The following is a 26,958-nucleotide window of genomic DNA, read 5'->3' on the forward strand; positions in this document are numbered from 1 at the left end:
GAGCCTGCCGGGGCTGAGGCTGGAGGCGGCGGAGTCGTCCGGGAAGACGTCGAAGTTCGACTTGACGCTCGGGTTGAGTGAGACGGCTGAGGGCCTTTCTGGCGGCCTCGAGTTCAACAGCGACCTGTTCGAAGCCGAGACGATGGAGCGGCTGCTGGAGCATCTGCGGGTGCTGTTGGAGGCCGCCGTCGCTCGGCCTGAGACGCGGCTCATCGAGCTGTCGCTGATGGGCAGTGAGGAGCAGCAGCGGCTGGTGAAGGCGTGGAGCGGGACGGCTGCGCATTACCCACGGGAGGAGTCGCTGGCGCGGTTGTTCGAAGCACAGGTGCAGCGGACGCCGGACGCGGTGGCGGTGGAGTACGAGGACGAGCGGTTGACGTACGCGGAGTTGAACCGGCGTGCGAACCAGCTGGCACACCACCTGAAGGGCATGGGCGTGGGGCCCGAGGTGCGGGTGGGCTTGTGCGTGGAGCGCTCACTGGAGCTGATGGTGAGCGTGCTGGGCATCCTGAAGGCGGGGGGGGTGTACGTACCGCTGGATGCGAGCTACCCGCTGGAGCGACTGGCGTGGATGAAGCAGGAGGCGGGCGTCGCGCTGCTGGTGGGGCAGCAGCAGTTGCTTGAGTCCATGGGGCGTTCCGGCACCGAGTCCAGGGTGTGCGTGGACACGGAGTGGGAGACGCAGATTGCCCACCATCCCGTGAGCACTTCGAGCGCCAATGTGAGCGGGGGCAACCTGGCGTACGTGATGTTCACGTCGGGAAGTACCGGCAAGCCAAAGGGAGTAGGTGTGCCGCACCGAGCAGTGTCTCGCCTGGTGCTAGGGACGGACTTCGCGCACTTCGGGCCGGAGGAGGTGTGGCTGCAGTTGGCGCCCATCTCCTTCGACGCATCGACGCTGGAGGTGTGGGGCGCGCTGCTGCACGGCGCGAAGCTGGTGGTGTACCCAGCAGGGACACCGTCCCTGGAGGAGTTGGGCCGCAAACTGGAGGCTTCAGGCGTGACGTCGCTGTGGCTGACGGCGGCGCTCTTCGAGCAGATGCAGGCGCGGCAGCCGAAGGCGTTGGGCCGCGTCCGTCAGTTGCTGGCCGGTGGTGACGCGCTGCCGGTGTCGCGCGTGAAGGAGCGGCTGGCCGCGGGCGGTGTGCTCATCAACGGGTACGGCCCGACGGAGAACACGACGTTCTCCAGCACGTACCGGATGGAGAAGCCCGAGGAAGTCGGAGTGTCGGTGTCCATCGGCCGGCCGGTGAAGAACACGGTGGCGTACGTGCTGGACGGTGGGATGCGCCCGGTGCCAGTGGGCGTACCGGGCGAGCTGTACGTGGGCGGAGACGGGTTGGCGGTGGGGTACGTGGGGCGCCCGGAGTTGACGGCGGAGCGCTTCGTGCCGAGTCCGTACGGTGAGGGAGAGCGGCTGTACCGCACCGGGGACGTGGTGCGGTGGCTGAGGAACGGGACGTTGGAGTTCCTGGGCCGAGCGGACACGCAGGTGAAGGTGCGCGGCTACCGAATTGAGCTGGGCGAAGTGGAAGCGGCGCTGGCCCAGCACGGTGGCGTCAACGAAGCCGTCGTGGTGGCTCGCGAGGATGGCGAGGGCAAGCGACTGGTGGCCTACGTCACGGTCCGGGACGCTGCCTCGTTGGACGCGGGTGCGCTGAGAAGCCACGTGAAGCAGCGGCTGCCGGAGTACATGGTGCCGTCGGCGTACGTGGTGCTGGAGTCGCTGCCGCTGACGCCCAACGGGAAGGTGGACCGCAACGCGCTGCCAGCCCCGGATACACACATCCAGAAGCCAGCGCACTTCGAGGCGCCACGGACACCGACAGAGGAGAAGTTGGCGTCCCTCTTCAGCGAGGTGCTCAATGTCGAGCGCGTCAGCGTCGACGAAGACTTCTTCGAGCTGGGTGGCCACTCGTTACTGGCAACACAGTTGGTGTCTCGCGTGCGCGAGGCCTTCCGGGTCGAACTGCCGCTTCGGACAGTCTTCGAGTCCCGGTCTGTTGAGACGCTGGCGAAGCGGCTGGACGGTGCCTCAGGAGCCGCTGTTGCGCTGAGAGCGCCTCCGCTGGTCCGCGCTTCACGCGACGGCGCGCTTCCCCTGTCGTTCGGGCAGCAACGGTTGTGGTTCCTCCACCAGCTTGATCCCGACAGCGCCTTCTACAACGTGCCCGTGGCGGTGAAGCTCTCGGGGGCCCTTGATGTTGCCGCGCTGGAGCGGAGCTTCCAATCGCTTGTTCTCCGCCATGAGGCGCTGCGCACGACCTTCTGTTCCGAGGCAGGTGTCCCCACCCAGGTCATCTCTCCCTCGGGAAGGGTCGCGCTGGAGTTCGTGGACCTGAGTTCACTCCAGGGCACGGAGAAGTCCCAGGAGGTCCAGCGTCGAACGGAGCGAGAGACACTTCGTCCGTTCAACCTGGAGGTGGGCCCCCTGCTGAGGGCGACGCTGCTGAAGGAGGGGGAGGACGCGCACGTGTTGGTGCTGGTGATGCACCACATCGTGTCGGACGGGTGGTCGATGGGGGTGCTGGTGAGGGAGTTGGTGGCGCTGTACGAGGCGTACTCGCAGGGGCGCGAGTCACCGCTTTCGGAGCTGGAGGTGCAGTACGCGGACTACGCGGTGTGGCAGCGAGAGTGGCTGAAGGATGAGGTGCTGGAGGAGCAGCTCAGGTACTGGAGGCAGCAACTGGCTGGTGCGCCAGCGGTGCTGGAGTTGCCGACGGACAAGGTGAGGCCGACGGTCCAGTCGTACCGGGGAGAGACGAGAGGGCTGGAGTGGCCGAAGGGGCTGTGGGAGCGCGTGAAGGGGCTGGCGCAGCGGGAGAACGCGACGCCCTTCATGGTGCTACTGGCGGCCTTCCAGGTGGTGCTGTCTCGCTATACGCGCCAGGACGACGTCTCTGTGGGCTCCCCTATCGCCAACCGCACGCGAGCCGAAACGGAGGGGCTGATTGGCTTCTTCGTGAACACGCTGGTGCTGCGGACGAAGGTGTCGCCGACAGCGAGCTTCCGGGAGTTGCTGACGCAGGTGCGCGAAGTAACGCTGGGTGCGTACGCGCACCAGGAAGTGCCCTTCGAGAGGCTGGTGGAGGAGCTGCAGCCGGAGCGGGACTTGAGTCGCAGCCCGCTGTTCCAGGTGATGCTGGTGCTGCAGAACGCGCCGGGCGGGGCGGTGAGCCTGCCGGGGCTGAGGCTGGAGGCGGCGGAGTCGTCCGGGAAGACGTCGAAATTTGACGTGACGCTGGGCCTGGGAGAGTCGAGCGCGGGAGGGCTGTCGGGCGCGCTTGAGTTCAACAGCGACTTGTTCGAAGCCGAGACGATGGAGCGGCTGCTGGAGCATCTGCGGGTGTTCCTGGAAGCCGCTGTGAGCGCGCCAGAGACGAGGCTGGCCGAGCTGCCGCTGATGGGCAGCGAGGAGCAGCAGCGGTTGGTGAAGGAGTGGAGCGGGACGGCGTCGGCGTACCCACGCGATGCGAGCCTGAGCGCGCTCTTCGAGGAGCAGGCGCAGCGGACGCCGGACGCGGTGGCGGTGGAGTACGAGGACCAGCGGTTGACGTACGCGGAGTTGAACCGTCGCGCCAACCAACTGGCGCACCACCTGAAGGGCATGGGCGTGGGGCCCGAGGTGCGGGTGGGCTTGTGCGTGGAGCGCTCACTGGAGCTGATGGTGAGCGTGCTGGGCATCCTGAAGGCGGGGGGTGTGTACGTACCGCTGGATACGAGCTACCCGCTGGAGCGACTGGCGTGGATGAAGGCGGAGGCGGGCGTCGCGCTGCTGGTGGCGCAGGAGAAGCTGGCAGACGAAGTGGCCGCGGGCGGCGAGTTGGTGGTGTGCGTGGACACGGAGTGGGAGACGCAGATTGCCTTGCAGCCGGAGAGCACGCCCGTCGCCAACGTGGGCGGGAGCAACCTGGCGTATGTGATGTTCACGTCTGGAAGCACGGGGAAGCCGAAGGGCGTGGGGGTGCCGCACCGAGCAGTGTCGCGCCTGGTGCTGGGGACGGACTTCGCGCACTTCGGGCCGGAGGAGGTGTGGCTACAACTGGCGCCCATCTCCTTCGACGCCTCGACGTTGGAGGTGTGGGGCGCGCTGCTGCACGGCGCGAAGCTGGTGGTGTACCCGGCGGGGACGCCGTCGCTGGAGGAGTTGGGCCGAAAGCTGGAAGGCACGGGCATCACGTCGTTGTGGCTGACGGCGGCGCTCTTCGAGCAGATGCAGGCGCGGCAGCCGAAGGCCCTGGCCAGTGTCCGTCAGTTGCTGGCGGGTGGTGACGCGCTGCCAGTGTCCCGCGTGAAGGAGCGGCTGGCAGCGGGCGGTGTGCTCATCAACGGGTACGGCCCGACGGAGAACACGACGTTCTCCAGCACGTTCCGGATGGAGAAGCCCGAGGAAGTCGGAGTGTCGGTGTCCATCGGCCGGCCGGTGAAGAACACGGTGGCGTACGTGCTGGACGGTGGGATGCGTCCGGTGCCAGTGGGAGTACCGGGCGAGCTGTACGTGGGCGGAGACGGGTTGGCGGTGGGGTACGTGGGGCGCCCGGAGTTGACGGCGGAGCGCTTCGTTCCGAGTCCGTACGGTGAGGGAGAGCGGCTGTACCGCACCGGGGACGTGGTGCGATGGCTGAGGAGCGGGGCGCTGGAGTTCCTGGGCCGAGCGGACACGCAGGTGAAGGTGCGCGGCTACCGAATTGAGCTGGGCGAAGTGGAAGCGGCGCTGGCCCAGCACAGTGGCGTCAACGAAGCCGTCGTGGTGGCTCGCGAAGATGGCGAGGGCAAGCGGTTGGTGGCCTACGTCACGGCCCGAGACGCTGCCTCGCTGGACGCGGGTGCACTGCGAGGCCACATGAAGCAGCGGCTGCCGGAGTACATGGTGCCGTCGGTGTATGTGGTGTTGGAGGCGCTGCCGCTGACGCCCAACGGCAAGGTGGATCGCAAGGCCCTGCCGGCGCCGGACACGGAGGGCACGGCGCGCGAGACGTACGTGGCGCCTCGAACGGCGACCGAGAAGACGTTGGCCGCAATCTTCGTCGACGTCCTGAAGGTCGCGCGGGTCGGGCTCGACGGAGACTTCTTCGAACTGGGCGGCCACTCATTGCTGGCCACGCAGTTGGTGTCTCGCGTGCGGGAAGAACTCCAAGTGGAGCTCCCCCTTCGAGACATCTTCGAGTGCCCCACGGTGGAGAAGCTGGCCCAGCGCCTGGACCGCACTTCGAAAACGGAGGGTGGCGCACAGCCACCGCCGTTGGTACGGGTTCCTCGCGACAGGGCGCTGCCGTTGTCGTTCGCCCAGCAGCGCCTGTGGTTCCTCTCGCAACTGGAGCCGGGGAGCATCGTCTACAACGTCCCTGCGTCGGTGCGCTTGTCGGGCGCCTTGAACGTTCCCGCGCTGGAGCAGAGCTTCGACGCACTGGTCCGCCGTCACGAGTCGCTGCGCACCACGTTCCGGACCGAGGGCGGTTCGCCGGTACAAGTCATCGACAAGCAGGGCAGCGCTCGGCTTGACATCGTGGAGCTGCGCTCGTTGCCAGTGGCGCGGCGGGAAGAGGAGGCGCAGCGGATCGCGCAAGAGGCGTCTCAGCGCCCGTTCGACCTGGAACGCGGTCCGCTGTTCCGGATCGCCTTGCTCGCGCTGTCGGAGCAGGACCATGTGTTGGTGCTGGTGATGCACCACATCGTCTCGGACGGTTGGTCCATGGGGCTCCTGGTTCGCGAGCTGACCGAGCTGTATGCGGCCTTCTCCCAGGGGCAGCCGTCGCGCCTGCCAGAGCTGCCGCTTCAGTACGCGGACTACGCGGTGTGGCAGCGCGAGTGGCTCCAGGGAGACGTCCTGGAGGCGCAGCTTGGCTACTGGAAGCAACATCTGGACGGCGCGCCCCGGTTGTTGGAGCTGCCCACGGACAGGCCGCGTCCGGCGGTCCAGTCCCTGGAAGGGGCGTACGTGCCCTTCTCATTGGGCCGTGCGCTGTCCGACGCGGTGCATGCACTCGCCCGCCGTGAAGGCGTCACGCCGTTCATGGTGCTGCTGGCTGCGTTCCAGGCCGTGCTGGCGCGCTACTCGGGGCAGGACGACGTGAGTGTCGGCTCGCCCATCGCCGGACGCACTCGCGCGGAGACGGAGGGGCTCATCGGCTTCTTCGTGAACACGCTGGTGCTCAGGACCCGGCTGGATGGCAGCCCATCCTTCCGCGAGCTGCTGGCTCGGGTCCGGGAGGTCACGCTGGGCGCCTATGCGCACCAGGACGTGCCTTTCGAGAAGCTCGTCGAGGCGCTGCGTCCGGAGCGCAGCCTCAGTCATTCGCCGCTGTTCCAGGTCATGCTCACCTTCGACAGCACGCCAGACGCTGGGGGAGACGCGCAGACCGGCACGGGGATGAAGCACGTCGCCGTGGAGCACCGGGTGTCGCGGTTCGACCTCTCGCTCGGCTTCGTGGAGGGCAAGGACGGCTTCTCCGGTGGCCTGGAGTTCAGCACCGTCCTGTTCGAGCCCGAGACGGCAGCGCGACTGCTGGTCCACCTGAAGACGCTGCTGGAAGGTGCCCTGGCGGCGCCGGACCGGTCCGTGTTCGCGCTGCCCATGCTGAGCGCGGCCGAAGCGCGGCGGTTGCTGGTGGAGTGGAGTGACCCCGGCTCCGGCGAAGTCGCGGAGACGAGCATCCACGCCCTGGTCGAACGGCAGGCGGCGGCCACGCCCGACGCCGTGGCCGTGGTGGCCGGTGACGAAGTGCTGACGTACCGCGAGCTCATGCGTCGGTCGGACCGGCTGGCACGGAAGCTCCGCGCGCTGGGTGTCGGGCCAGAGGTTCGCGTGGGCCTCTGCGCGGAGCGCAACGCGGACCTCCTGGTCGCGGTGCTCGGCATCCTCAAGTCAGGAGGCGCATACGTCCCGTTGGACCCTGCCTACCCGAGCCAACGGCTGGCCTTCATGATCGAGGACTCCCAGCCTCGCGTTCTGGTGGGCCAGCGCGCGCTGCTCGACGCGCTGCCTCACGGAGACGTGGTCCGGTTGGCGCTCGACGATGTGAACGAGTTCGTGGCGGAGGCCGAGGCGGCGCCTGTGTCCATGGCCAGTCCTGACCATCTGGCCTACGTGCTGTTCACGTCAGGAAGCACGGGACGGCCGAAGGGCGTGGCCCTGGCGCATCGCGGCGCAGTGGCCTTCCTGCGCTGGACGACGCGGGCCTTTTCGTCGGACGAACTGGCGGGAGTCCTCGCCTCCACGTCGCTCAACTTCGACCTGTCCGTGTTCGAGCTGTTCGCGCCGCTCCTCCGTGGCGGGGCCGTGGTCCTCGCTCGCAATGCCTTGGAGCTGCCGTCGCTCCCCGGGGCCCGGCGGGTCACGCTCCTCAACACGGTGCCCTCCGCGATGGCGGAGTTGGTGCGCGCCCAGGCCGTTCCGGACTCGGTGCGCACGGTGAACCTGGCGGGAGAACCGCTGGCCCAGTCCCTGGTGGAAGCCATCCACCAGTCCGCACCCGGTGTGCAGCGCGTGCTCAACCTCTACGGCCCCACCGAGGACACGACGTACTCGACCTGGACCGTGGCCCACCGCGGCGCCACGCGGGAGCCCACCGTGGGGCGGCCGATCGAGGGGACTCGCGTGTATGTGCTGGATGCGCTCGGCCAGCCCGTGCCTCAGGGCGTGGCGGGCGAGCTGTACCTGGGCGGGGCCGGGCTCGCCCGAGGATATGTCGACCGGCCCGAGTTGACCGCCGAGCGCTTCGTCCCCGACGCGTTCAGTCCGCGGCCCGGCGCGCGGCTGTACCGCACTGGAGACCGCGTGCGGTGGTTGCCGGAGGGCACGCTGCAGTACCTGGGCCGAATCGACCAGCAGGTGAAGGTGCGTGGCTTCCGCATCGAGCTGGGCGAAATCGAGGCGGCGCTGCGAAGGCATCCGGACGTGCGCGAGGCCGTGGTGCTCGTGCGCGAGGACGGGCGCGAAGGGCGTCGCCTGGTGGCATACATCGTGCCCCATCCGGACACAGTGGCCGATGTCACGGCGCTCCGGCGTTTCGTGAAGGAAGGGCTGCCGGATTTCATGGTGCCCTCGGTGGTGAGGGTGCTGGCCGCGCTGCCGCTGACGCCCAACGGCAAGGTGGACCGCAAGGCGCTCCCGGCGCCGGACGCCCTCCGTCCGGAGTCGACGCGGGCGTATGCGGCGCCTCGGGATGCGTTCGAGCTCGTGCTCGCGCGCATCTGGGAGGAGTTGCTGGGCACCGGCCCCATCGGCATCCACTCCGACTTCTTCGAACTGGGAGGCCACTCGCTCCTGGCCATGCGGCTGGTGTCGCTCATCCGTGAGCGCCTCGGGCGGAGTCTGCCCGTGGTTTCACTGTTCCAGGCGGGGACGCTGGCGGAGCTGGCTTCCCGGCTCCGACAGGCGCCCGGGCACGTGTCCCCGCTGGTGCCCATCCAGAGTGGCGGTTCGCGGCGGCCCGTCTTCTGCGTCCACCCTGTCAGCGGCAACGTCCTGCCGTACCTGGAGCTGGCGCGGTGCCTGGGGCCGGACCAACCGTTCTACGCGTTCCAGGCTCCGGGCCTCGAAGGCGAGCGGGCTCCGCTGGGGACCGTGGAGGCGATGGCCGCCACGTATGTCGAGGCCATGCGCGGCGTCCAGGCCAGCGGGCCATACCGGCTGGCGGGGTGGTCCCTGGGAGGTGTGGTGGCCTTCGAGATGGCGCGGCAGTTGGAGCAGCAGGGAGAGCAGGTGGAGCAGCTGACGCTCATCGACGCCTACGCCTTCGACCAGCGGCCAGTGGCGCCCGTGGGCGCGGAGTGGATTGCCGCCCGCTTCGTGGAGTTCACGGGCCAGCTCCTGGGTCTTCCCGTCTCGGAGTTGATGGCGGATGCGCAGCCCGCGGATGAGGCTTCGCTGCTGGGCCGCCTGTTGGAGCTGGGGCGGCGCACCGGCGTGCTCCCTCCGGGCGTTGGAGCCGAACAGCTCCATGTGTTGTACCGGGTCTACGAGCGCAACCTCCGCGCCCTCTGGGACTACCAGCCGGGACGCTACGGTGGCCGCGTCACGCTGCTGCGCGCGAGCGAGACGCATGTACCCACGGGCACGGATGGCGGCTGGGGCGCGCTGGCGGCAGGAGGGGTGGAGGTGCACGAACTCTCCGGCGACCACCACTCCATCCTCCGGGCGCCCGCGGTTGACGTGCTCGCGGAGATGATGACGCTGAAGTCGTCCCCGTAGACGTTCACCTGTCGCAGGTGATGAGGCGGACACGCTCATCACCTGCGCTGGGAGTCACTCCCTGTCTGGCGGAACGGGCAGCACCCAGATCTCCCGCCCATGCACCGCATCCTGGGCGGTGAAGTAGATGAAGTCGCCCGCGCGGAGCAGGTCCTGTGGATAGGAAGAGGCGGGCCCGGGGAGGATGTCCTGGAGCAGCCGGGTGCCCCCAGGTTGTCCGTTGCTCACCCATGGCTCGTGGCCGTGGGCCGTGTCGTAGGCGTAGAGGACGACTCGGCCGTCATTCGTGGGAACGGGCGTGGGCACTCGCAGGTCCGGGGAGACGATGAGCGGTTGATACAGCAGCTTGGTGCCATTCCGGGTGCCATCCGTCCTCCACAGCTGGACATCGGCCGGGGCGGGACTCCCGACGTCGTAGAAGAGCGTGAAGTAGAGCTTTCGATCGGTCGCCGTGAACGAGGACACGAAGATGAAGAACTCGCGCGGTATGTTCGCGTACGGGTTGGGGATGGTCGCGACACGGTTCGAGCGCGGGTGGCAGCTCGGGTCTGGATCCAGCTTGCGGAGCTCGGTCACCGTGTAGCCAGGGGTGAACGCCGCGAAGTAGAGGCGCTTCTTGAAGACGGTGATGGGCTGTGCTTCCGAGCCCTCGGGGCCAGGCCGGGTGTCCTCGACGAGCTCGGTCCCCCGGGCCGTGCCGTCACTGCGCCACAGTTCGCGTCCGTGCTCGCCGTCGTCGGCGGAGAAGTAGAGGACGCCCGCCGCGGCAGTCAGATGCCGCGGAAACGACGACTCCGTGCCCGGGAGGATGTCCTTCACCAGGTGGGTCCCCGCGGACGTGCCGTCGCTGACCCACAGCTCCGTGCCCGTCTCCGTCCTGCCCAGGCTCATGAAGAGGCGGTTGCCCACGCTCGCCAGGTCCAGGGGACCGTTCAAGTCGCCCTCCGGCCCCAGGTCCTTCACGCGCACCGTGCCCGCGGAGGTGCCGTTGCTGCGCCAGAGCTCCAGGTTGCCAGAGGCGATGATGTCCGGGCGGACCATGCGGAAGAAGAAGAGGGTGTCGCCCACCGCGATGAAGTCCCCCAGGAGCGTGTAGCCGGAGTCCGGGCGGAGGTTCTTGATCAGACGCGTGCCAGCGGTCGTGCCATCGCTCACCCACAGCTCGGCGCCATGCTCTTCGCTGAATCCACCCGTGAAGAAGAGCTTTTTGCCCACCACCGTCAGCCGGCCGGGCACGTCCACCAGGTGCTTCACCGGCACGGTGCTCGCGGTCGTTCCTTCGCTGCGCCACAGGGCGCCCTGGCCTGCCTCCAAGTCAAAAGCGGCGAAGAAGAGCCGCCCCCGGAAGGACGTCAGGTCCGTGGGTGCGGTGCCGCCGAATGGGCCAGGCACCGGGTCCTCGGGCGGCGGGTAGATGTCCTTCAGGAGAGACGCCGGGCCGAGCGCGGGAGGCCGGTCTGCCCCTTGAACCGCGACAGGCTCGGGAGCGTCATTGTCCGAGAGCGCTTCCTCCGTGAAGGCTTCCCCGCATCCCATTGCCAATACACAGACTCCAGCCCACCAGCGCCATGCACGCATGAATGTTCCCCCCGCCTTCGAGTGGCCGGCCCCTCGCCATGATGGATAGGCGTGGCGAAGCGGCGCAGCCAGGGGGTGTCCTCGATTACGCGCGGCTCCTGTTCAGCAAAGGCTGTCCTCGACTGGGACAAGGTCCGCGACCTCATGGGTGGGGGTGGAGCCCTCCGGCTGGGAGATCGTGTGACACCTGCCTGTTTCGTGTCCCAAGAAAAAGTTGAAAACATTGAAAAACAGGACACACTCCTGGTACTCCGGGAGCACCTCACCGCGGTATCGGAAAGGTGCACTGCATGCAGCGATATATCGGAGCAGCCCCACGGCGTTTCCTGTCCCTCTCACTCGTGTCCGTCATGGCGCTGAGCCAGGGGTGCCAGCCCACGGATGAAGACGTGCCTGTCGAGGAGTCCGCGACCGGCGAAGTCGCACAGCCCGTCGCGGTTCCGGGCTTCGCGGAGATGCACCACCACATGTTCGCCGAGGAGGCGTTCAGCGGTGGTTGGTTCCACGGCAAGCACAACGGCTCCCTGGTGAGCTGTGACGGTGGCTTCCCGGAGAGCGACCATGCGCGCGTCCGCATGGACCTGGGCTCCATGCTCAACGTGTGTCCCAACGCGGGCGGCGTGGACCTGGGCGGCGTGCCGGTGCTGTCAGAGATGTTCGGCGTGGGCGGCGCGGTGGCGTCGGAGATCATCGGGCAGGTCGAAGGGACGGAGGGCGACACGGGCCTCCACCTGGGCCGGATGAGCGTGCCCACGCAGTGGCCGCGCTGGGACACCATCGCGCATCAGCAGGCCTGGGAGGGCTGGCTGCGGCAGGCGCACCTGGGGGGAATGTCCCTGGTCACCATCTCCCTGGTGAGCAACGAGTTCCTCTGCAAGGCGCTGCCGTACCAGAACATCAAGCGCCCTTGCGACGAGATGGTGGACGTGGACGTGCAGCTGCAGATGGCGCGTGACTTCGACGCCCGCACGTCGTGGGCGGAGATCGCGCTGTCGCCAGCGCACGCGCGGCAGATCATCGCCTCCGGCAAGCTGGCCATGGTGCTCTCCATCGAGTCGAGCAAGCTGTTCGGCACCAAGAACTGGCAGACCGAGCTCAACCGCGTCTACTCGCTGGGCGTGCGCTCCATCCAGCCGGTGCACCAGCTGGACAACCGCTTCGGCGGCGCGGCGCCCCACAACGCCATCTTCCAGGTCGCGCAGTTCCTGGAGAACTGTCACATCGACACCGACTGCGGCCTCACGGGCAACGGCTTCACGCTGGGCTTCAACGTGGACGCCAACTGCAAGAACACCAAGGGCCTGACGACCGAGGGCCGGGCGCTGGTCGCGGAGATGATGAACAAGGGCATGCTCGTCGACGTGGCGCACATGTCCGAGCGCTCCGTGAACGACACGTACGCCATCGCCCAGGGCCGCAACTACTACCCCATGTACATCTCCCACGGCCACTTCCGTGAGGTGATGCACCCGGGGCTCGCGGCCAACGAGAAGACGACGCCCGCGTCCATCATCCGCTACCTGCGCCAGACGGGCGGCATGTTCGGCCTGCGCACCGCGCACGACGAGACGCGCGACTACACCCGCACGCCGGTGGCCAACAACTGCCAGGGCTCCACGCGCTCGCTGGCGCAGGCCTACGAGTTCGGCCGCCTGGGCCTCAAGGTGAACATGGGCTTCGGCGCGGACCTCAACGGCTTCATCCAGCAGACCCGCCCGCGCTTCGGGCCCCATGGCGCCTGCTCGGCCGGCTTCGCCGCGGAGGCGGCGGCCCAGGCCCAGCAGCAGCTCACCGCCGGCCCGCCGCCGCTGGGCACGGACTTCGACAACTACGGCCTGGCCCACGTGGGCCTGCTGCCGGACGTGGTGCGTGACTTGAAGCAGCTCGGCGTCAACACCACGGGCCTGGAGGGCTCGTCCGAGACCTTCATCCGCATGTGGGAGCGCGCCACCGGCACGCGCACCGGCATGGCGGACAGCGCGACGAACATCGACACCAGCGGCGTGGCGGCCTACGTGCCGAAGGAGACCCGCGCGTCCTGGTACCCCACCACCTCCACCTGCACCAACGACAGCCACTGCGCCAGCACCCAGTACTGCGGCTGGGGGCTCAACGCCGGCAAGTGCCAGAACAAGAAGGCCCGGGGCGCCATCTGCGGCAGCGCCCGCGAGTGCCTGTCCAACAACTGCCGTTGGACCATGACCTGCGGCTGAGGTCGCTTCCTGGCATGTGCGCGAGGTAGCTCAGCGCACATGCCAGGGGTCCCCGCGGTGGTTCGGCCACCGCGGGGCCCTTCATTCGTTGCCCGACTGGGGGCGCCGTGGTATCGAAAATGAGAGTCAATATCGATGCCTGGAGCCTTCGTGATGACGACGACTGAGCGTGTCTATCGGCGGGGACCGTTCCCCGTGAAGTTCCGCCTCTTGGAGGTGAAGCGGGTGACGCGGGTGACGCCGCAGATGGTCCGCATCACCCTGGCGGGCGAGGACCTGGAGGGCTTCTACAGCCCCGGCGCGGACGACCACGTGAAGCTGCTGTTCCCGGAGGAGGGCAAGCGCAGGCCTGTCGTCCCCACGGTGACGCCCACGGGGCTGGTGTTGAAGGATGGCGAGCGCAAGCCGGACGCGCGTGACTACACGCCGCGCCGGTACGACGCCGCCGCGGGCGAGCTGGACATCGACTTCGTGGTGCACGGCACGGGGCCCGCGACGACGTGGGCGAGCAAGGCGCAGGTGGGAGACCTGCTGGCCGTGGGTGGGCCGCGCGGCTCCACCTTCGTCGCGCAGGACTTCGACTGGTACCTGCTCGCGGGCGACCAGTCCGCGCTGCCCGCTATTGGCCGCATCCTGGAGGAGCTGCCGGAGGGGACGCGCGCCATCGTGTTCTGCGAGGTGCCGGACGCGTCCGAGGAGCAGCGGTTCACCACCCGCGCCAACGCGACGGTGACGTGGCTGCACCGCGACGGCGTGGAGGCGGGGCACTCGGACGTGCTGCAGCAGGCCATCCGCGGGCTGGAGTTCCCCGCGGGGGACTACTTCGCCTGGGTGGCGGGTGAGGCGCACACCGTGCGCCCCATCAAGGACCACCTCATCAACGAGCGTGGCGCCAACAAGAGCTGGGTCCGGGTGACGGGCTACTGGAAGCGCGGCACCTCGGACCACCACGACGCGAAGGGCTAGGCCGCCGCTGGCTTCGCGAGGGAGCGGAGGACCTCGCCCGTCATCTCGATGGCGTAGTCAATCTGCTCCTCCGTGTGCGCCGTGCTGAGGAAGGTGACGTCGCGGCGCAGCAGGATGCCCCGGCGGGCCATGCCCGCCTGGAAGGGCTGCATCTGCTTCGCGTGCTCCGCCGGGTCCTTGGCGAACAGGAAGAAGGGGATGGCGTCGTAGCCAATCACGCGCAGCGACGCGCCCGCGGCCTCCGCCTGGGCGTTGACGCCCTCGCGCAGCTTGCGGCCCAGGCGGGCCAGGTGCTGGACGTAGGCGCCATCCTTGTAGCCCTTCAGCACCGCCTCGCACACGTACAGCGACAGCAGCTCACCGCCGAAGGTGGTGGACACCTGGAGCTCGCTCAGGCGGCTCAGGTGCTTCGCCGGACCGGCGATGGCCGACAGCGGCATGCCCCCAGCGATGCTCTTGGACAGGGTGACGAAGTCCGCGCGGACGTCGAAGAACGCCTGGGCGCCGCCCACGGCGAGCCGGAAGCCGGTGACGACCTCGTCCAGGGCGAACAGGACGTTGTTCGCGGTGCAGGTGGCGCGCACCTGCTGCAGGAAGGCCGACGTGAGGGGCCGGTTGTAGGGCACCGACAGCAGCACCAGGGCGAGCTCGCTGGCGTTCTTCTCGATGGCGGCCAGCAGGGCCGGCTCGTCCGGGGGCGTGAAGAGCGGCATCCGGAGGGTCAGCGCGGCCAGCGCGGCCGGGACGCCCGGCGTGTCGAACATGAAGTGGTCGTGCCAGCCGTTGTAGCCGACGGTGATGATCTTCTGCTTGCCGGTGATGTGGCGCGCCAGGCGCACGGCGGCGGACGTGGCATCCGCGCCCGTCTTGAAGAAGCGCGCCATCTCCGCGCCGGGGATGAGGTCCACCAGCGTCTGGGCGGCGGAGACCTCCACGGGCGTGGGCAGCGAGTGGAGGACGCCTTCCTCCAGGTGCTCCCGGATGGCGTTCAGCACGGCCGGGTCATTGTGGCCCAGCATGTTGGCGCCCAGGCCGCCGATGAAGTCGATGTACTCCTGGCCGTCCACGTCCTCCACCAACGCGCCCTTGCCCTTGGCCAGGAACACGGGGAAGGCGCCAGGCGCGAACATCTCCGGGCGCTTCATCATGGACTGCGTGACGCCAGGGACCAGCCGCCGCGCCTCGGCGAGGAGCTGGTTGGAGCGGTCGAGCTTCAGCTCGCCCTGGATGGGACGAGGCAGGGAAGGGTGCTTCTTGACGGGAGTGTCCATGGACGTTTCCTTCTATGGGGCGAGATGGAGACTGCGATTCACTGAGGCGGCGCTACGGCCAAAGGTCCAGAGGATGAAGAGCGAGACGGTGGTGACGCCCACGGCGAGCCATCCGGCCAGCCCGAAGCCCACCAGCCCGCCGCCCGGCGCGGTGACCAGCAGCAGGCCGCTGGCCCACGCCGCGAGCCCGGAGGCGCCGTCACTGGCGGCCATGTTCATGGCCATGTACCGCCCGCGCAGCGGCGGCGGCACCCGCGCGGAGATGAGCGCGATGGTGGGGATGGGGCGCGTGGACGTCAGCGACATGAAGAGGACGAAGGCGACCATCACCACCGGCAGCGGCGAGGCGGGCAGGTGCGTGAAGCCCAGGTGCGGCACCATGGTGCCCACCAGCAGCAGCCCGAGCACCCGGGCGGGGCCGAACCGGTCCACCCAGCGGCCCACCTGACGCGCCGCGAGCAGCGTGGCGGCGCCGCCGGCCAGGTACACCCAGGGCAGGTCGGTCTGCGCCAGCCCGAGGTTCCCGACCATGAACGCGCTCAGGTACGGAATCAGCAAGAAGCTGGAGAAGGCGACGCTGAACGTCAGCAGCCAGCCCAGCGCGAAGCCCGGCGTGAAGAGCGCCGTGACGGAGGGCGCCTGACGATCCGTGCCCGGGGTGACGTGCGCATCCAGCCGCGGAAGCACGGCGAGCAGCCCGAACCAGAGGAGGGCCCCGAGGACGCCAATGGCCCAGAAGGGCGCGCGCCAGCCGAGCAGGTTGGCCAGGCCCAGGCTCAGCGGAACCCCCGCCACCGCGGACAACCCGAGCGAGGACATCACCGTGCCAATGGCCTGGCCACGGCGCTCACCGGGGATGGTGTCCGCGATGATGGACATGATGACCGCGCCCATGAGGCCCGCGCAGCCTCCCGCGAGGCTCCGGGCCACCAGCAGCCACGCGTGGCTCTGCGCCGCGCCGCAGGCCAGCGTGGCTGTGATGAACCCCCCCAGGATGACCAGCAACGTGCTTCTGCGGCCAAACCTGTCGACCCACGCGAGCCCCAGCACGCCCATGGCGGCGGAGGCCAACGTGTAGGAGGACACCAGCGTTCCGAACTGCGCGGCTGACAGACTGAACAGCCGCATGAACTCCGGACCCAGCGGCAGGACAATCATGAAGTCCAGCAGGTGGGTGAACTGCACGCCCGCCAGCAGCAGGATGAGCAGCCGCTCCTGACGCGGTGAGAAGGTGGCTGTCACGAGAGGCTCCAGCGATTCAGGCCGCACGGGCTTCGTGCGCGCGAAGGGGAGGCATTGCTTCGGCGACCAGGAAGGCCAGTTGCAGGGCCTGGTCCGCGTTGAGCCGCGGGTCGCAGTGGGTGTGGTAGCGGCTGGAGAGGTCGTCTTCCGTCACGGGCTGGGGGCCGCCCAGGCACTCGGTGACGTTCTGCCCGGTCATCTCCAGGTGCAGGCCCCCCGGGTGGACGCCCTCCGCGGCGGCAGCGTCCATGAAGCCACACACCTCCGTGAGGATGCGGTCGAAGGAGCGTGTCTTGTAGCCATTGCCGGCCTTGTGGGTGTTGCCATGCATCGGGTCGATGGACCAGATGACGGGGCGGCCGTCCCGGCGGGTGGCGGCCATGAGCCGAGGCAGCCGCTCCGCGACCCGGTCCGCGCCAAACCGCCCGATGAGGGTGATGCGGCCCGGGCGGCCCTGGGGATTGAGGACGTCCATCAACCGGAGCACCTCGTCGGGCTCCATGGTGGGGCCACACTTGATGCCAATGGGATTCTGGAGGCCGCGCATGAACTCCACGTGGCCACCGTCGAGTTGGCGGGTGCGCTCGCCAATCCACAGCATGTGCGCGGACGTGTCGTACCAGCCGCTGCCGTCGGGCTCGGCGCGCGTCATGGCCTCCTCCACGTTGAGCAGCAGGGCTTCGTGGCTGGTGAAGAAGTCAGTGGCGCTGGAGCCGCCGCGAGGCTCCGGGCTGACGCCCAGCGCGCGCATGAAGGACAGGGATTCGAGGATGCGGTCCGCCAGCAAGCGGTTGATGCCGCCCTGGGGCCAGCGCTGGGGCTCGGCGAGCTCCTCGTAGCCGCGCTGGGCGAAGGCGCGCAGCAGGTTCAGCGTGGCGGACGACTGGTGATAGGCCTTGAGCAGCCGGCCCGGGTCGGGCGTTCGCGCCTGAGCGTCGAACTCCATGCCGTTGATGATGTCCCCGCGGTAGCTGGGCAGGGTGACGCCGTCCAGCGTCTCCGTGGGGTTGGAGCGCGGCTTGGCGAACTGCCCGGCGATGCGGCCCACCTTCACCACCGGACGGTTGCCGGCGAAGGTCAGCACCATGGCCATCTGCAGGAGCAGCCGGTAGGTGTCCCGGATGTTGTCGGTGGTGAACTCCTTGAAGCTCTCCGCGCAGTCGCCGCCTTGCAGCAGGATGGCCTTGCCTTCGGCGACCATGGCGAGCCGGGAGGTGAGCCGGCGCGTCTCGTCCGCGAAGACGAGCGGAGGCAGCCGGGACAGCTCGGCCTCCGTCCGCGCCAAAGCCCGCGCGTCCGGATAGTCCTCCGGCATGTACTTGACGGGCTTGTGCCGCCAGGAGTCTGGCGTCCAGGTGGGGTTCGTCACGGGAGTGCCGTTTCAGTAGGAGGGCGGGTTGCGGGCACGGGCGGCAGCAGGCCGCGCGCGACGCAGTAGTCGAGGTATCGGTAGAGCAGCGCACGGTCCGTGGGCGGGCAGGTGATGCCCGTCCCCTCGAGCGCTTGATGGACCCGCTCACAGCGGATGGGGCCCAGCCCGAACACGGGCACGTCCGTGCCCGAGCGCAGGTCGAAGAAGGCGAGCGTGGACTGGTGCTCCCCGGTGCCGGCGCGCTCGGCCACGCGGTCGCGCCACTCACCCACGGAGCAGTGCTCCACGGGGTAGCCGTAGTCTTGGACCCAGGTGAACAGCTCTCGGAGCTTCACCTCGGGGGTGGGACAGAGGTTGAACACCGTGGGCGGGCGGGCGTCGCGCGCCATGCGGACGATGGCTCCCGCCACGTAGTCCACGGGCGTCCACACCTCCGCGACGTCGAGCTGGGGCAGCGCGCCCACGGGGATGCCGGCCAGCAGGATGCGCCACACCAAATCCTGCGGGTTGACGATGGCGCTATCGGGCGCGCCCACCACGCGGCCCAGCCGGTACACGGCCACGGGGAGGCCGCGCGCTCCGGCCTGTTCAACGAGCCGCTCGGCGATCCACTTGCTCTGCTGGTAGCCGTCGCGCAGGCCCGGGTGCGCGGGCACGAAGGCCTCCGGGACGTCGGGGCTGAGGTCCGTCTGCGGCGCCACCGCCAGGGTGGAGACATAGTGGAAGGGCTTGGCGCGGACCGCGGCGGCCAGGCGCAGCAGCTCGCGCGTACCTCGCACATTCACGGCCTGGAGGCTGCCGTATTCACGCACCACGCTGACCACGGCGGCGTTGTGGATGACGGCGTCACACTCCGAGGCCAGCCCGTGGAAGCGCGCCTGGCTCAGGCCCAGCCAGGGCTGGGTGAGGTCCGAGGGCAGCGCCACCACGCGCTCCGTCAGGTGCTCGGGGGAGAGCTGCTGGGACGCCAGCGCCGCCTGGATGCGCTCCAGGGCGTGCGACTCGTCACGAGCGCGGACCAGGCACACCACGCGCGCGTCCGTCTGGCGCAGGAGTTGGTGGAGCAGGTGCGCCCCGACGAAGCCCGTGGCGCCGGTGAGGACGACCTGCCGCAGCCGCGGGGACTCGGCGGCCTCCAGCGTGAGCGGGGGGACGATGTCCTCGGACAGCACGGCGTCGGCGAGCATGCTTTCGGTGAGGCCCCCGGCGTTGGAGGCGCTGTCGCTGCCTTGCTCCAGCGCCTGGGCCAGCCCGGCCGCCGTCGGGTAACGGAAGACGGTGGCGACGGGAATCTCGCGGCCCAGCTCGACGCTGAGCCGGTTGGCCACCTGGATGCTCTGGAGCGACTGGCCGCCCAGGTCGAAGAAGTCGTCCTGCGCGGACGTCGTCGTCACGCCCAGCACCTCCTCCCAGACCTTCAACACCACGCGCTCCAGGGCCGTGGTGCCCGCCGTCGTGGCCGCGGCCTCCTCGGTGGGCAGCAGGCGGCGCAGTTCGGCGCGGTCCAGCTTGCCGGTGCTGGTGCGCGGCAGCCGCTCCGTGAAGACGAAGGTGCCGGGCACCATGGGGGCGGGCAGGCCGTCCAGCAGGTGCTGCCGCAGCTCGGCCACGGTGGGCGCGGGCTGCGTGGTGACGACGTGCGCGCACAGTCGGCGCGAGCCGCTGGGGAGCACCTGTCCGACGACGGCCGCCTCACGCACGCCCGGGTGGCCGAGCAGCGCCGTCTCGACCTCGGACGGGTCGATGCGGTGCCCGCTGATTTTGAACTCGTCGTCGACGCGGCCGACGAAGACGAGCTGGCCGTCCTCGCGCAGCCGGGCCTTGTCGCCCGTGCGGTAGGCGCGGGGGCTTCCCGGCAGGGCGTCGAGCGGGATGAAGCGCGTGGCGGTCAGCGCCTCGCGGCCCAGGTAGCCCCGAGCGAGCGCGCCGCCCAGCAGGTGGAGCTCTCCTTCCTCACCCGTGGGGACGATGCGGCCTTGCGCGTCGGCGATCACCGCGCGCACGCCGGGAAGGGGGCGGCCGATGGGCACGTCGTCTCCGGCGGACGTCACGTCGGGGTCGCCGCTGAGCGTGGCGACGGTGGCCACCACGGTGGCCTCGGTGGGGCCGTAGGTGTTGAGCAACCGGACCTGGGGACCGGCGGAGGCCCGCCAGCGCGCGACGCGCTCGGGCAGCGCGGCTTCTCCGCCGATGATGACGGTGCGCAGCGACGGAGGCAGCCGGGCCGCCCCCGTGGACACGCTGTAGGCCAGCTCGTGCCAGAAGGCCGTCGGCAGGTCCAGCAGGGTGATGCCATGCGTGGCGCAGGCCTCCATCAGCCGGGGCACCGACTGGAGCATCTCGTCCGTGCGCAGCACCAGCGTGGCGCCAGCGCACAGGGAGACGAAGAGCTCCTCCACGCTGGCATCGAAGTGCAGCGGCGCGAACTGCAGCACCCGGTCCTCGGACGTCACCTCGTAGCGGAACGTCGCGCCCGCCACGAAGTGGGCCAGGGCGTCGTGGTCGATCTGCACGCCGTTGGGTTGGCCGGTGGAGCCGGATGTGTAGATGACGTAGGCCAGCGGCGCGTTCGGCTGGGGCGCGATGGCCGGCAGCTCCGGGCCGGCGCGCCGGTGCACCGCGAGCTGCCCGGGGGCCCGCGGAGGCATGCCGGCCGTGAGGTCCTTCACGGCGCTGCTCACCGTCAGGCGAGGCGCGGCGTCATCCAGGATGGCCTTCGTCCGGGACTCGGGACCGAAGGGGTCCACGGGGAGGTATCCCGCGCCGGAGATGAGGACCCCCAGCGTGGCCACGATGGCGTCGATGCTCCGGGGCAGGGAGACGGCCACCAGCGTGTCGGGCCGCGCCCCGTCGGCCCGCAGTTGCTCCGCGAGCGCCTGGGCGGACTGGAGCAGGGCCGCGTAGGTGAGGCGGTGCTCGCCATGCTCCACGGCGATGGCCTCCGGCCGCGCGCGCGCCTGCTCCTTGAAGAGCTCCAGCACGGGCCGTCGCGGAATCGGCAAGGGGCCGCCATCCACGACGGAGGGCCGCGCGGTGGCAGGCGCCGCGCGCACGGCCTGCTCGGGCGAGGCCACCAATGACTTCAACAACTGGAGGAAGCCGCGCTGGTGGGCGTCCAGGACGTCGGGGCTGTAGCAAGCGGGGTTCGCGTCGAAGTCCACGCGCAGCCCGCTGCCGTCGGAGCGGGCGTACATGCCGATGGACAGGTCCTCGACGGGGCCCGCGGAGAGGTTGTGGGCGAAGGCCGGCATGCCCGCGAAGCGCAGGGCGTAATCGAACGGCATGATGTTGACCACGGGGCCGAAGAGCCGCCGCTGGCCACCCACGCGCTTCAGGTCGCGGCGAAGCTGCTCGTAGCGGTAGCGCAGGTGCGGCCTCATGGCGCGCAGCTCCGCCGCCACGTCGCGGGCCATGGCGAGCAAGCCCGCGTCGGGTCGCACCGGGACGCGCAGCGGCACGATGTTCATGGCCATGCACGGCACGCGGATGGCGGCCGAGCCCAGGCGGGTCATCACCGGCAGCCCCAGCACGACCTCGGGCACACCGGTGTGCTGATGAAGCCAGGCCGCCGTCGCCGCGAGCACCAGGTCCGGCCACGTGAGCCCGGCCTGCTTCGCGGCGGCCTGCATCCGCTCCAGGTCCGCGGGCGACAGGTGCCGCGTCTGGCGCACGAACCGCGGCGACATGGGCGCGGGCTCGGCGAGCGTCACCGGCGTGGGGCCATGGGTGAAGCGGTCCACCCAGAAGGCGCGGTCCGCGGCGTGCTGCGCCCCGCCCTGGTAGGCGACGTCCTCGTCGATGACGGCACGGAGCGAGCCGAACCCGTTCGTGGCGGGCTTCCCCGTCACCCGGGCCGTGTAGAGGTCCGCCACGCGGCGGGCCACCAGCGAGAAGCCGAAGCCGTCCAGGGCGATGTGGTGCGCCCGCTGGAACCAGAATGAGCGGTCCGGCGCCGCCTTGAACAGCGCCTCCGCGAACAGCGGGCCCTGGCTCAGGTCCACCGTGCGCGTCAGGTCCTCGTGCATCCAGGCCTGCGCCGCGGCCCAGGGGTCGGGCGTGTGGCTGACGTCGGCGACGTGCAGCCGCCACGACGCGCGGGGCTGCACGAGCTGCACGGGGCCGGAGGCGCCGGGGACGAAGCGCGCGTGGAGCGCCTCCGCCTCGTCGATGGCCTGACGCAGGGCGGACTCGAAGTGCTCCACGACGAGCGGCCCGCGGATCTCGATGCACTCCCCCGCGTTGTAGACGGCGCTCGTGAGGTCGAACTGCTGGCCGACCCAGATTCCATGCTGGGCCGCGGACAGCGGCCAACCTGCTTCGTGTGTTTCGCCCATCGCCAGGGACTCCCGTGTGTTCATGCGTCAGAAGCGCGAGGTGACTCGCGCGCCGCGGAGCTACGCGGCGTTCCGGGAAGCAGGCGTGGTGCCCAGGGAGAGCAGCGTGAACCAGTCGGAGAGCGTCGGCCGTTCGGCCAGCTCCACGAAGGTGGTCTCCGCGCCAGCGGCCCGCCACTTCTCCACCAGCGTCATCAGCCGGATGGAGTCCATGCCGCGCTCGAGCAGGTTGTCGTCGTCACCCAGCGCCTCCGGCGACTCCTGGAGCAGCTCCGCCACGTCCGCGCGCACCTGCTCGCGGGTCAGCGTGCTGGACGTGGTGGTGGGCCCCAGCGCGTCGAGCACCGACTGCGTGGTGGTGGTGACGGCGCACAGCTGGGACGCGTAGCTCAGCGCGAGCTGGTGGTGCGCCAGGGAGAAGTCACCCAGCGCGTCGGCGATCAGGAAGGGCCGCACGTCGCTCATGAAGGCGTCGCTGGCCGTCTGCAGGCAGCCGATGTGCGCGTAGATGCCGGAGATGAGGAGCTGATCTCGGCCCCGCGTCTTCATCTGGTCCATCAGGTCCGTCTTGCGGAACGCGCTGTATCGCCACTTGGTGAGCTGGATGTCGCCTTCGGCGGGCGTCAGCGCGTCGATGATGCGCTTCTGGTCCGGTCCGCCGTTGATGCCGCCGCCCCAGAAGTCCAGCAGCAGCCCGCGCTGCTCGGGCGTCTGGCCCCCCGGCTGGGCCGAGTACACGACGGGGATGCCCAGCGCCGTGCAGTGCTGGCGCAGCCGCTGGATGTTGGCGACCAGCTCCGTCACGGGCGACTGGCCCTGCGCGAAGGCCTCCACGAAGTAGCGCTGCATGTCGTGGATGAGCAGCACGGCGCGGCTCGGGTCCGGCGTCCAGGAGACCTTGTTCTTCGGCAGGTCGGCGGCGCCGGGCATGGGATAGGGGGCGATGGCGGGGAGCGCCATGGGGTGGGTCCTTTCAGCGCGTCGCGCGCGAAACCGGAGTGGGGGAGGGAGCGCCGGCGAGCACGTCGCGCAGCGCCTTCTTGCTGACCTTGCCGACGCCCGTCTTGGGGAACGCCTCGACGAACTCGACCCGGTCGGGAATCTTGAAGGCTGCCAGTCCCCGCTGGCGCAGGAAGGCCGTGAGCACGTTGGGCGCGGGCGGCGTGCCTCGCGCGATGACGAAGGCGCAGGTGCGCTCGCCCAGGAACGCGTCCGGGACGGCGACCACCGCGGCGTCGTGCACGTCGGGGTGGGCCAGCAGGTGGTTCTCCACCTCCTCGGCCGCGATCTTGTCTCCGCCCCGGTTGATCTGATCCTTGGCGCGGCCCTCCACCACCAGGTAGCCCTGGGGCGTCACGCGGACCACGTCACCGGTGTGGTAGAAGCCGTCGTCGGTGAAGGCCTTCGCGTTGTGGGCCTCCGCCTTGTAGTAGCCGCGGATGGTGTACGGCCCGCGCGTCAGCAACTGGCCCGTCTCGCCCGGCGCCACGTCTTCGCCGTCCTCGTCCACCACCCGGAGCTCGTCGTCCGGGGAGATGGGCCGGCCCTGGGTGCTGACGATGAGCGCCTCGGGGTCATCCAGGCGCGTGTAGTTGACCAGGCCCTCGGCCATGCCGAACACCTGCTGCAACGTGCAGCCCAACGTGGGCTTCACGCGCTGGGCGGCCTCGGTGCTGAGGCGCGCGCCACCGACCTGGAGCACCCGCAGGCTGGCGAGCTGGTGCCGGCGCGTCCTGGCCGCGTCCATCCAGACCATGGCCAGCGGCGGCACCACCGCGGTGAGGGTGACGCGCTCGCGCTCGATGAGCGGGAACACCGTGTCCGGGCTGGGGTTGGGCGCCAGCACCGCCGTGCCGCCCGCGTAGAAGGTGCCCAGCACGCCCGGCGAGCTGAGCGGGAAGTTGTGCGCCGCGGGCAGCGCGCACAGGTACACGCTCGCCTCGTCGAGCTGGCAGACCTCCACGCTGCCGCGCAGGCTGTAGATGTAGTCGTCGTGCGTGCGCGGGATGAGCTTGGGCACGCCCGTGCTTCCGCCGGAGAGCTGGAAGAAGGCCACGTCGCTGGGCGCGGGCCCGGGCGGCAGCGCCGTGGGCGCGGCGTACAGGCCGCTCAGCGCCGTGAAGGGGCCCGCGTCACCGGCGACGATGACGTGCTTCAGCGTGGGGCAGGTGGTGCGCACCTGCTCGGCCAGGGTGCGGTAGTCGAAGCCGGCCTGCTTGTCCGCGATGACGTAGGCCACCGCCTCCGTGAAGGCGCAGAAGTAGCCAATCTCCGACGCGCGGTGCGCGGGCAGCGCGAACACCGGCAGCGCGCCCAGGCGGAAGAGCGCGAAGATGACCTCGAAGAACTCGGCCACGTTGGGCAGCTGCACCACCACGCGGTCCCGGGCATGGATGCCCAGCGCATGGAAGCCGGCGGCCAGCTGGCTGACGCGAACGTCCAGGTCGGCATAGGTGAGGCGGCGCTCACCGGCCACCAGCGCGGTCCGCTCGCCGTGACGCTGCGCGCGCTCGTGGAGGAGCTGGCCGAACGTCTCGCCGCGCCAGTAGCCGGCCTCGCGGTAGCGGGCGGCGTAGGCCTCCGGCCAGGTGGGACAGCCGGGGAGGACGGGGGACGTCATGACTGCACCCCGGCGCCCAGGCCCATGGCGTGGAGCATGGTGCGGAACTTGGCCTCGGTCTCCGCCAGCTCGGACTCGGGCGTGGAGCCCACCACGATGCCCGCGCCCGCGAAGAGACGCAGGGTGCGCTCACTGGCCTCCGCGCAGCGGATGGTCACCGCCCACTGTCCGTCACCCGTGGCGTCGCACCAGCCCACCGTGCCGGTGTAGTAGCCGCGCTCGAAGGGCTCGATGGAGCCAATCGCCTCGTGCGCCAGCCGCGTGGGGTAGCCGCACACCGCCGGCGTCGGGTGCATGGCCGCCGCCAGCGTCAGCGAGGAGATGGAGGGGTCGGCCAGCTCGCCGGTGATGCGGCTGGACAGGTGCCACATGGTGGCGGTGTTCACGAGCGATGGCGCCGCGGGCACGTTCAGCGTCTTGCAGTAGGGCCGGAGCGCCTCCGCGACGGCGTCAATGACGACCGCGTGCTCGTGCAAATCCTTGGGAGACTTCAGCAGCGCGGCGGCGCGCTCCTGGTCCTCCAGCGGATCCGCGCTGCGGGCCGCGGAGCCAGCCAGGGGATTGGCGACCACCTGGAGCCCGGAGCGGGACACGAGCAGCTCGGGGCTGGCGCCAATGAGCGTGCGGAGCCCCGCGCCGCTGGCCCCGTCCTGCTGGGGGAGGTCGGCGGCGAAGGTGTAGCCGGACGGGTTGCGCTGCGCGAGGTTGCGCAGCAGTTGCCGCAGGTCGATGGGGGCGGCGGCGTTGAGGTGCAGCGAACGCGACAGCACCACCTTCTGGAGCGGCCCGCGCTGCATCAGCTTCAGCGCCCGCGCGACGCCGCTCAGGTACGCGGCGGGCTCAGGCACCGGCTGGACGGTGTAGCTGGCGCTGATGGGCCGCTGGACCGGAACGTCCTGGTCGAACACCAGCGGCCCGGCGCGCTGGAGCGTCAGCGGCACCACGAGCTGCGCGGGCACCGAGCCGTCGAAGGGCACCGCGCCCACCGCCACCGGGATGTCATGGTCGGCCTGACGGGCGTCATTCAGCACCGCCGTCACGCGCTCGGGGAGCCGCGCCAGGGCATCCGCGCCGCCCAGGTGCGGCACGGTGGCGAAGGTGCCGCGCGCCAGCAACGTGCGGCGGGGCGTGGCGAAGAAGAACGAAGAGCCAGCTTCGTAGCTCTCGAGCAACTGCGCGGCGAGTGTCTGCGGTCCCATGGGGTGTTCCTGTTCCTTCAGCTCAGCGGGCGTCGCGCACAGGGCGCCACACGGCGGCGCCTCGGCAACAGGTGATGAAGTGGATCCTAATAATCATTCTCAAATTCTTGACGGACGTGGGGCTGAGCGGGGCCGCGTGAGGCCGGGCTCAGGCGTCGAGCGTCGCACCCCCGTCGACGCGGAGGTCGTGCAGGGTGATGTGGCGTGCCGCGTCCGAGACGAGGAAGCGCACCGCGTTGGCGATGTCCTCGGGGGTGGCGAGGCGTTGCAAGGGGATGCCCAGGCGGTAGGCCTCGGGCGAGCCGGCAATCACCGCCTGCGCGCCGGAGTCATCCGCCCAGAGCGCGCGCTGCATGGCGGTGTCCGTGGAGCCGGGGGACACGACGTTGCAGCGGATGCCGTGCGGGGCCAGCTCCAGGCCCAGGCACTTGGTGAACATGCTGGAGGCGGCCTTGGAGGCGGCGTACGCGGCCATCTGCGTGCGGGGCACGGCGGCGGCGTTGGAGCCCACGGTGACGATGACGCCGCCGCGCCGGGGCACCATGCGCCGGGCCACGGCGCGGGACACCTGGAACACGCCCAGCGTGTTGACGGAGAAGGTGAACGCCCAGTCCTCATCGCTGTAGGACAGGATGGGGCCCGTGCGCAGGACGCCCGCCACGTTGGCCAGCACTTCGATGGGGCCCAGCTCCCGCTCGATGCGCTCCACCACCGCGTCGACCGCGGCGACGTCACTCACGCTGGCCGGGTACGCCACCGCGTGTTGATTCTTCTGCCGGAGCTCGGCCACGAGGGCGGACAGGCCGTCCGCGTTGGTGTCGACCGCGGCGATGAGGGCTTCGCCCGCGAGCGCACGCGCCACCGCAGCGCCGATACCTTGTGCGGCACCTGTGACGAGCGCCACCCGGGTGGGCGTTCCCATGTTTCTGCTCCTCCTTCTGGATGCCTGCGCCCGAGGGGCGGGGCGATA

At 70.0% G+C, this 26,958-nt stretch carries 12 protein-coding genes; 3 read left to right on the forward strand and 9 right to left on the reverse strand.

Annotated features, from left to right (window positions below; all coding sequences use genetic code 11):
* The coding region (locus HV826_RS38250) for a non-ribosomal peptide synthetase (protein WP_176417342.1) at positions 1–9,193 on the forward strand (9,193 nt) is incomplete at its 5' end.
* 54 nt (positions 9,194–9,247) lie between these two features.
* Here the strand turns inward: HV826_RS38250 and HV826_RS13040 are convergent.
* Positions 9,248–10,729: an ELWxxDGT repeat protein gene (locus tag HV826_RS13040; protein ID WP_255217194.1), complete on the reverse strand. Its 1,482-nt coding sequence runs from the start codon at positions 10,727–10,729 to the stop codon at positions 9,248–9,250.
* Positions 10,730–11,061: 332 nt separating this feature from the next.
* Here HV826_RS13040 and HV826_RS13045 point away from each other — a divergent pair, with 332 nt between their 5' ends.
* Both HV826_RS13045 and HV826_RS13050 read left to right on the forward strand, forming a co-directional pair.
* Positions 11,062–12,984, forward strand: a complete 1,923-nt coding sequence (locus HV826_RS13045; protein ID WP_176417344.1) for a membrane dipeptidase — start codon at positions 11,062–11,064, stop codon at positions 12,982–12,984.
* Positions 12,985–13,134: 150 nt separating this feature from the next.
* Positions 13,135–13,950, forward strand: coding sequence for a siderophore-interacting protein (locus tag HV826_RS13050; protein WP_176417345.1), 816 nt, complete (start codon positions 13,135–13,137; stop codon positions 13,948–13,950).
* On the opposite strand, the gene mxcL is transcribed toward HV826_RS13050, so the two are convergent.
* The 8 genes from mxcL to HV826_RS13090 all read right to left on the reverse strand — a co-directional run bounded on the left by mxcL (position 13,947) and on the right by HV826_RS13090 (position 26,910).
* Entirely contained in the window at positions 13,947–15,221 is a 1,275-nt protein-coding gene (gene mxcL / locus HV826_RS13055; protein WP_176417346.1) for a myxochelin B biosynthesis transaminase MxcL, read from the reverse strand. The genes HV826_RS13050 and mxcL overlap by 4 nt on opposite strands.
* A 12-nt stretch (positions 15,222–15,233) precedes the next feature.
* A complete protein-coding gene (mxcK, locus tag HV826_RS13060; protein WP_176417347.1) occupies positions 15,234–16,463 on the reverse strand; it encodes a myxochelin export MFS transporter MxcK in 1,230 nt (409 codons plus the stop codon).
* Between the two features lie 16 nt (positions 16,464–16,479).
* On the reverse strand, positions 16,480–17,778 hold the full coding sequence (locus HV826_RS13065; protein ID WP_217918613.1) for a class II 3-deoxy-7-phosphoheptulonate synthase: 1,299 nt from the start codon (positions 17,776–17,778) through the stop codon (positions 16,480–16,482).
* Positions 17,779–17,828: 50 nt separating this feature from the next.
* Complete coding sequence (mxcG, locus tag HV826_RS13070; RefSeq protein ID WP_176417349.1) at positions 17,829–22,169, reverse strand: myxochelin non-ribosomal peptide synthetase MxcG; 4,341 nt, start codon at positions 22,167–22,169, stop codon at positions 17,829–17,831.
* A gap of 60 nt (positions 22,170–22,229) precedes the next feature.
* On the reverse strand, positions 22,230–23,129 hold the full coding sequence (locus tag HV826_RS13075; RefSeq protein ID WP_176417350.1) for an isochorismatase family protein: 900 nt from the start codon (positions 23,127–23,129) through the stop codon (positions 22,230–22,232).
* A gap of 13 nt (positions 23,130–23,142) precedes the next feature.
* On the reverse strand, positions 23,143–24,789 hold the full coding sequence (locus HV826_RS13080) for a (2,3-dihydroxybenzoyl)adenylate synthase (protein ID WP_176417351.1): 1,647 nt from the start codon (positions 24,787–24,789) through the stop codon (positions 23,143–23,145).
* The gene (gene dhbC / locus HV826_RS13085) at positions 24,786–25,988 is read right to left on the reverse strand and encodes an isochorismate synthase DhbC (RefSeq protein WP_176417352.1); all 1,203 of its coding nucleotides are present in this window, start codon (positions 25,986–25,988) and stop codon (positions 24,786–24,788) included. The genes HV826_RS13080 and dhbC overlap by 4 nt, the downstream gene beginning before the upstream one ends.
* A 148-nt stretch (positions 25,989–26,136) precedes the next feature.
* Positions 26,137–26,910: a 2,3-dihydro-2,3-dihydroxybenzoate dehydrogenase gene (locus HV826_RS13090; RefSeq protein WP_176417353.1), complete on the reverse strand. Its 774-nt coding sequence runs from the start codon at positions 26,908–26,910 to the stop codon at positions 26,137–26,139.
* Positions 26,911–26,958: the final 48 nt, after the last annotated feature.

It is taken from the genome of Myxococcus sp. AM010, from assembly GCF_013372585.1.
In the GTDB taxonomy this organism is placed as follows: Bacteria; Myxococcota; Myxococcia; order Myxococcales; family Myxococcaceae; genus Myxococcus; species Myxococcus vastator.

Bases quoted from the DNA above. Each gene is read 5' to 3' on its own strand.
- dhbC (WP_176417352.1), bottom strand. From the start codon at position 25,988: ATGGGACCGCAGACACTCGCCGCGCAGTTGCTCGAGAGCTACGAAGCT.
- mxcL (WP_176417346.1), bottom strand. From the start codon at position 15,221: ATGGACACTCCCGTCAAGAAGCACCCTTCCCTGCCTCGTCCCATCCAG.
- HV826_RS13065 (WP_217918613.1), bottom strand. From the start codon at position 17,778: ATGCCGGAGGACTATCCGGACGCGCGGGCTTTGGCGCGGACGGAGGCC.
- HV826_RS13080 (WP_176417351.1), bottom strand. From the start codon at position 24,789: ATGACGTCCCCCGTCCTCCCCGGCTGTCCCACCTGGCCGGAGGCCTAC.
- HV826_RS13090 (WP_176417353.1), bottom strand. From the start codon at position 26,910: ATGGGAACGCCCACCCGGGTGGCGCTCGTCACAGGTGCCGCACAAGGT.
- HV826_RS13040 (WP_255217194.1), bottom strand. From the start codon at position 10,729: ATGGGATGCGGGGAAGCCTTCACGGAGGAAGCGCTCTCGGACAATGAC.
- mxcG (WP_176417349.1), bottom strand. From the start codon at position 22,169: ATGGGCGAAACACACGAAGCAGGTTGGCCGCTGTCCGCGGCCCAGCAT.
- HV826_RS13075 (WP_176417350.1), bottom strand. From the start codon at position 23,129: ATGGCGCTCCCCGCCATCGCCCCCTATCCCATGCCCGGCGCCGCCGAC.
- HV826_RS13045 (WP_176417344.1), top strand. From the start codon at position 11,062: ATGCAGCGATATATCGGAGCAGCCCCACGGCGTTTCCTGTCCCTCTCA.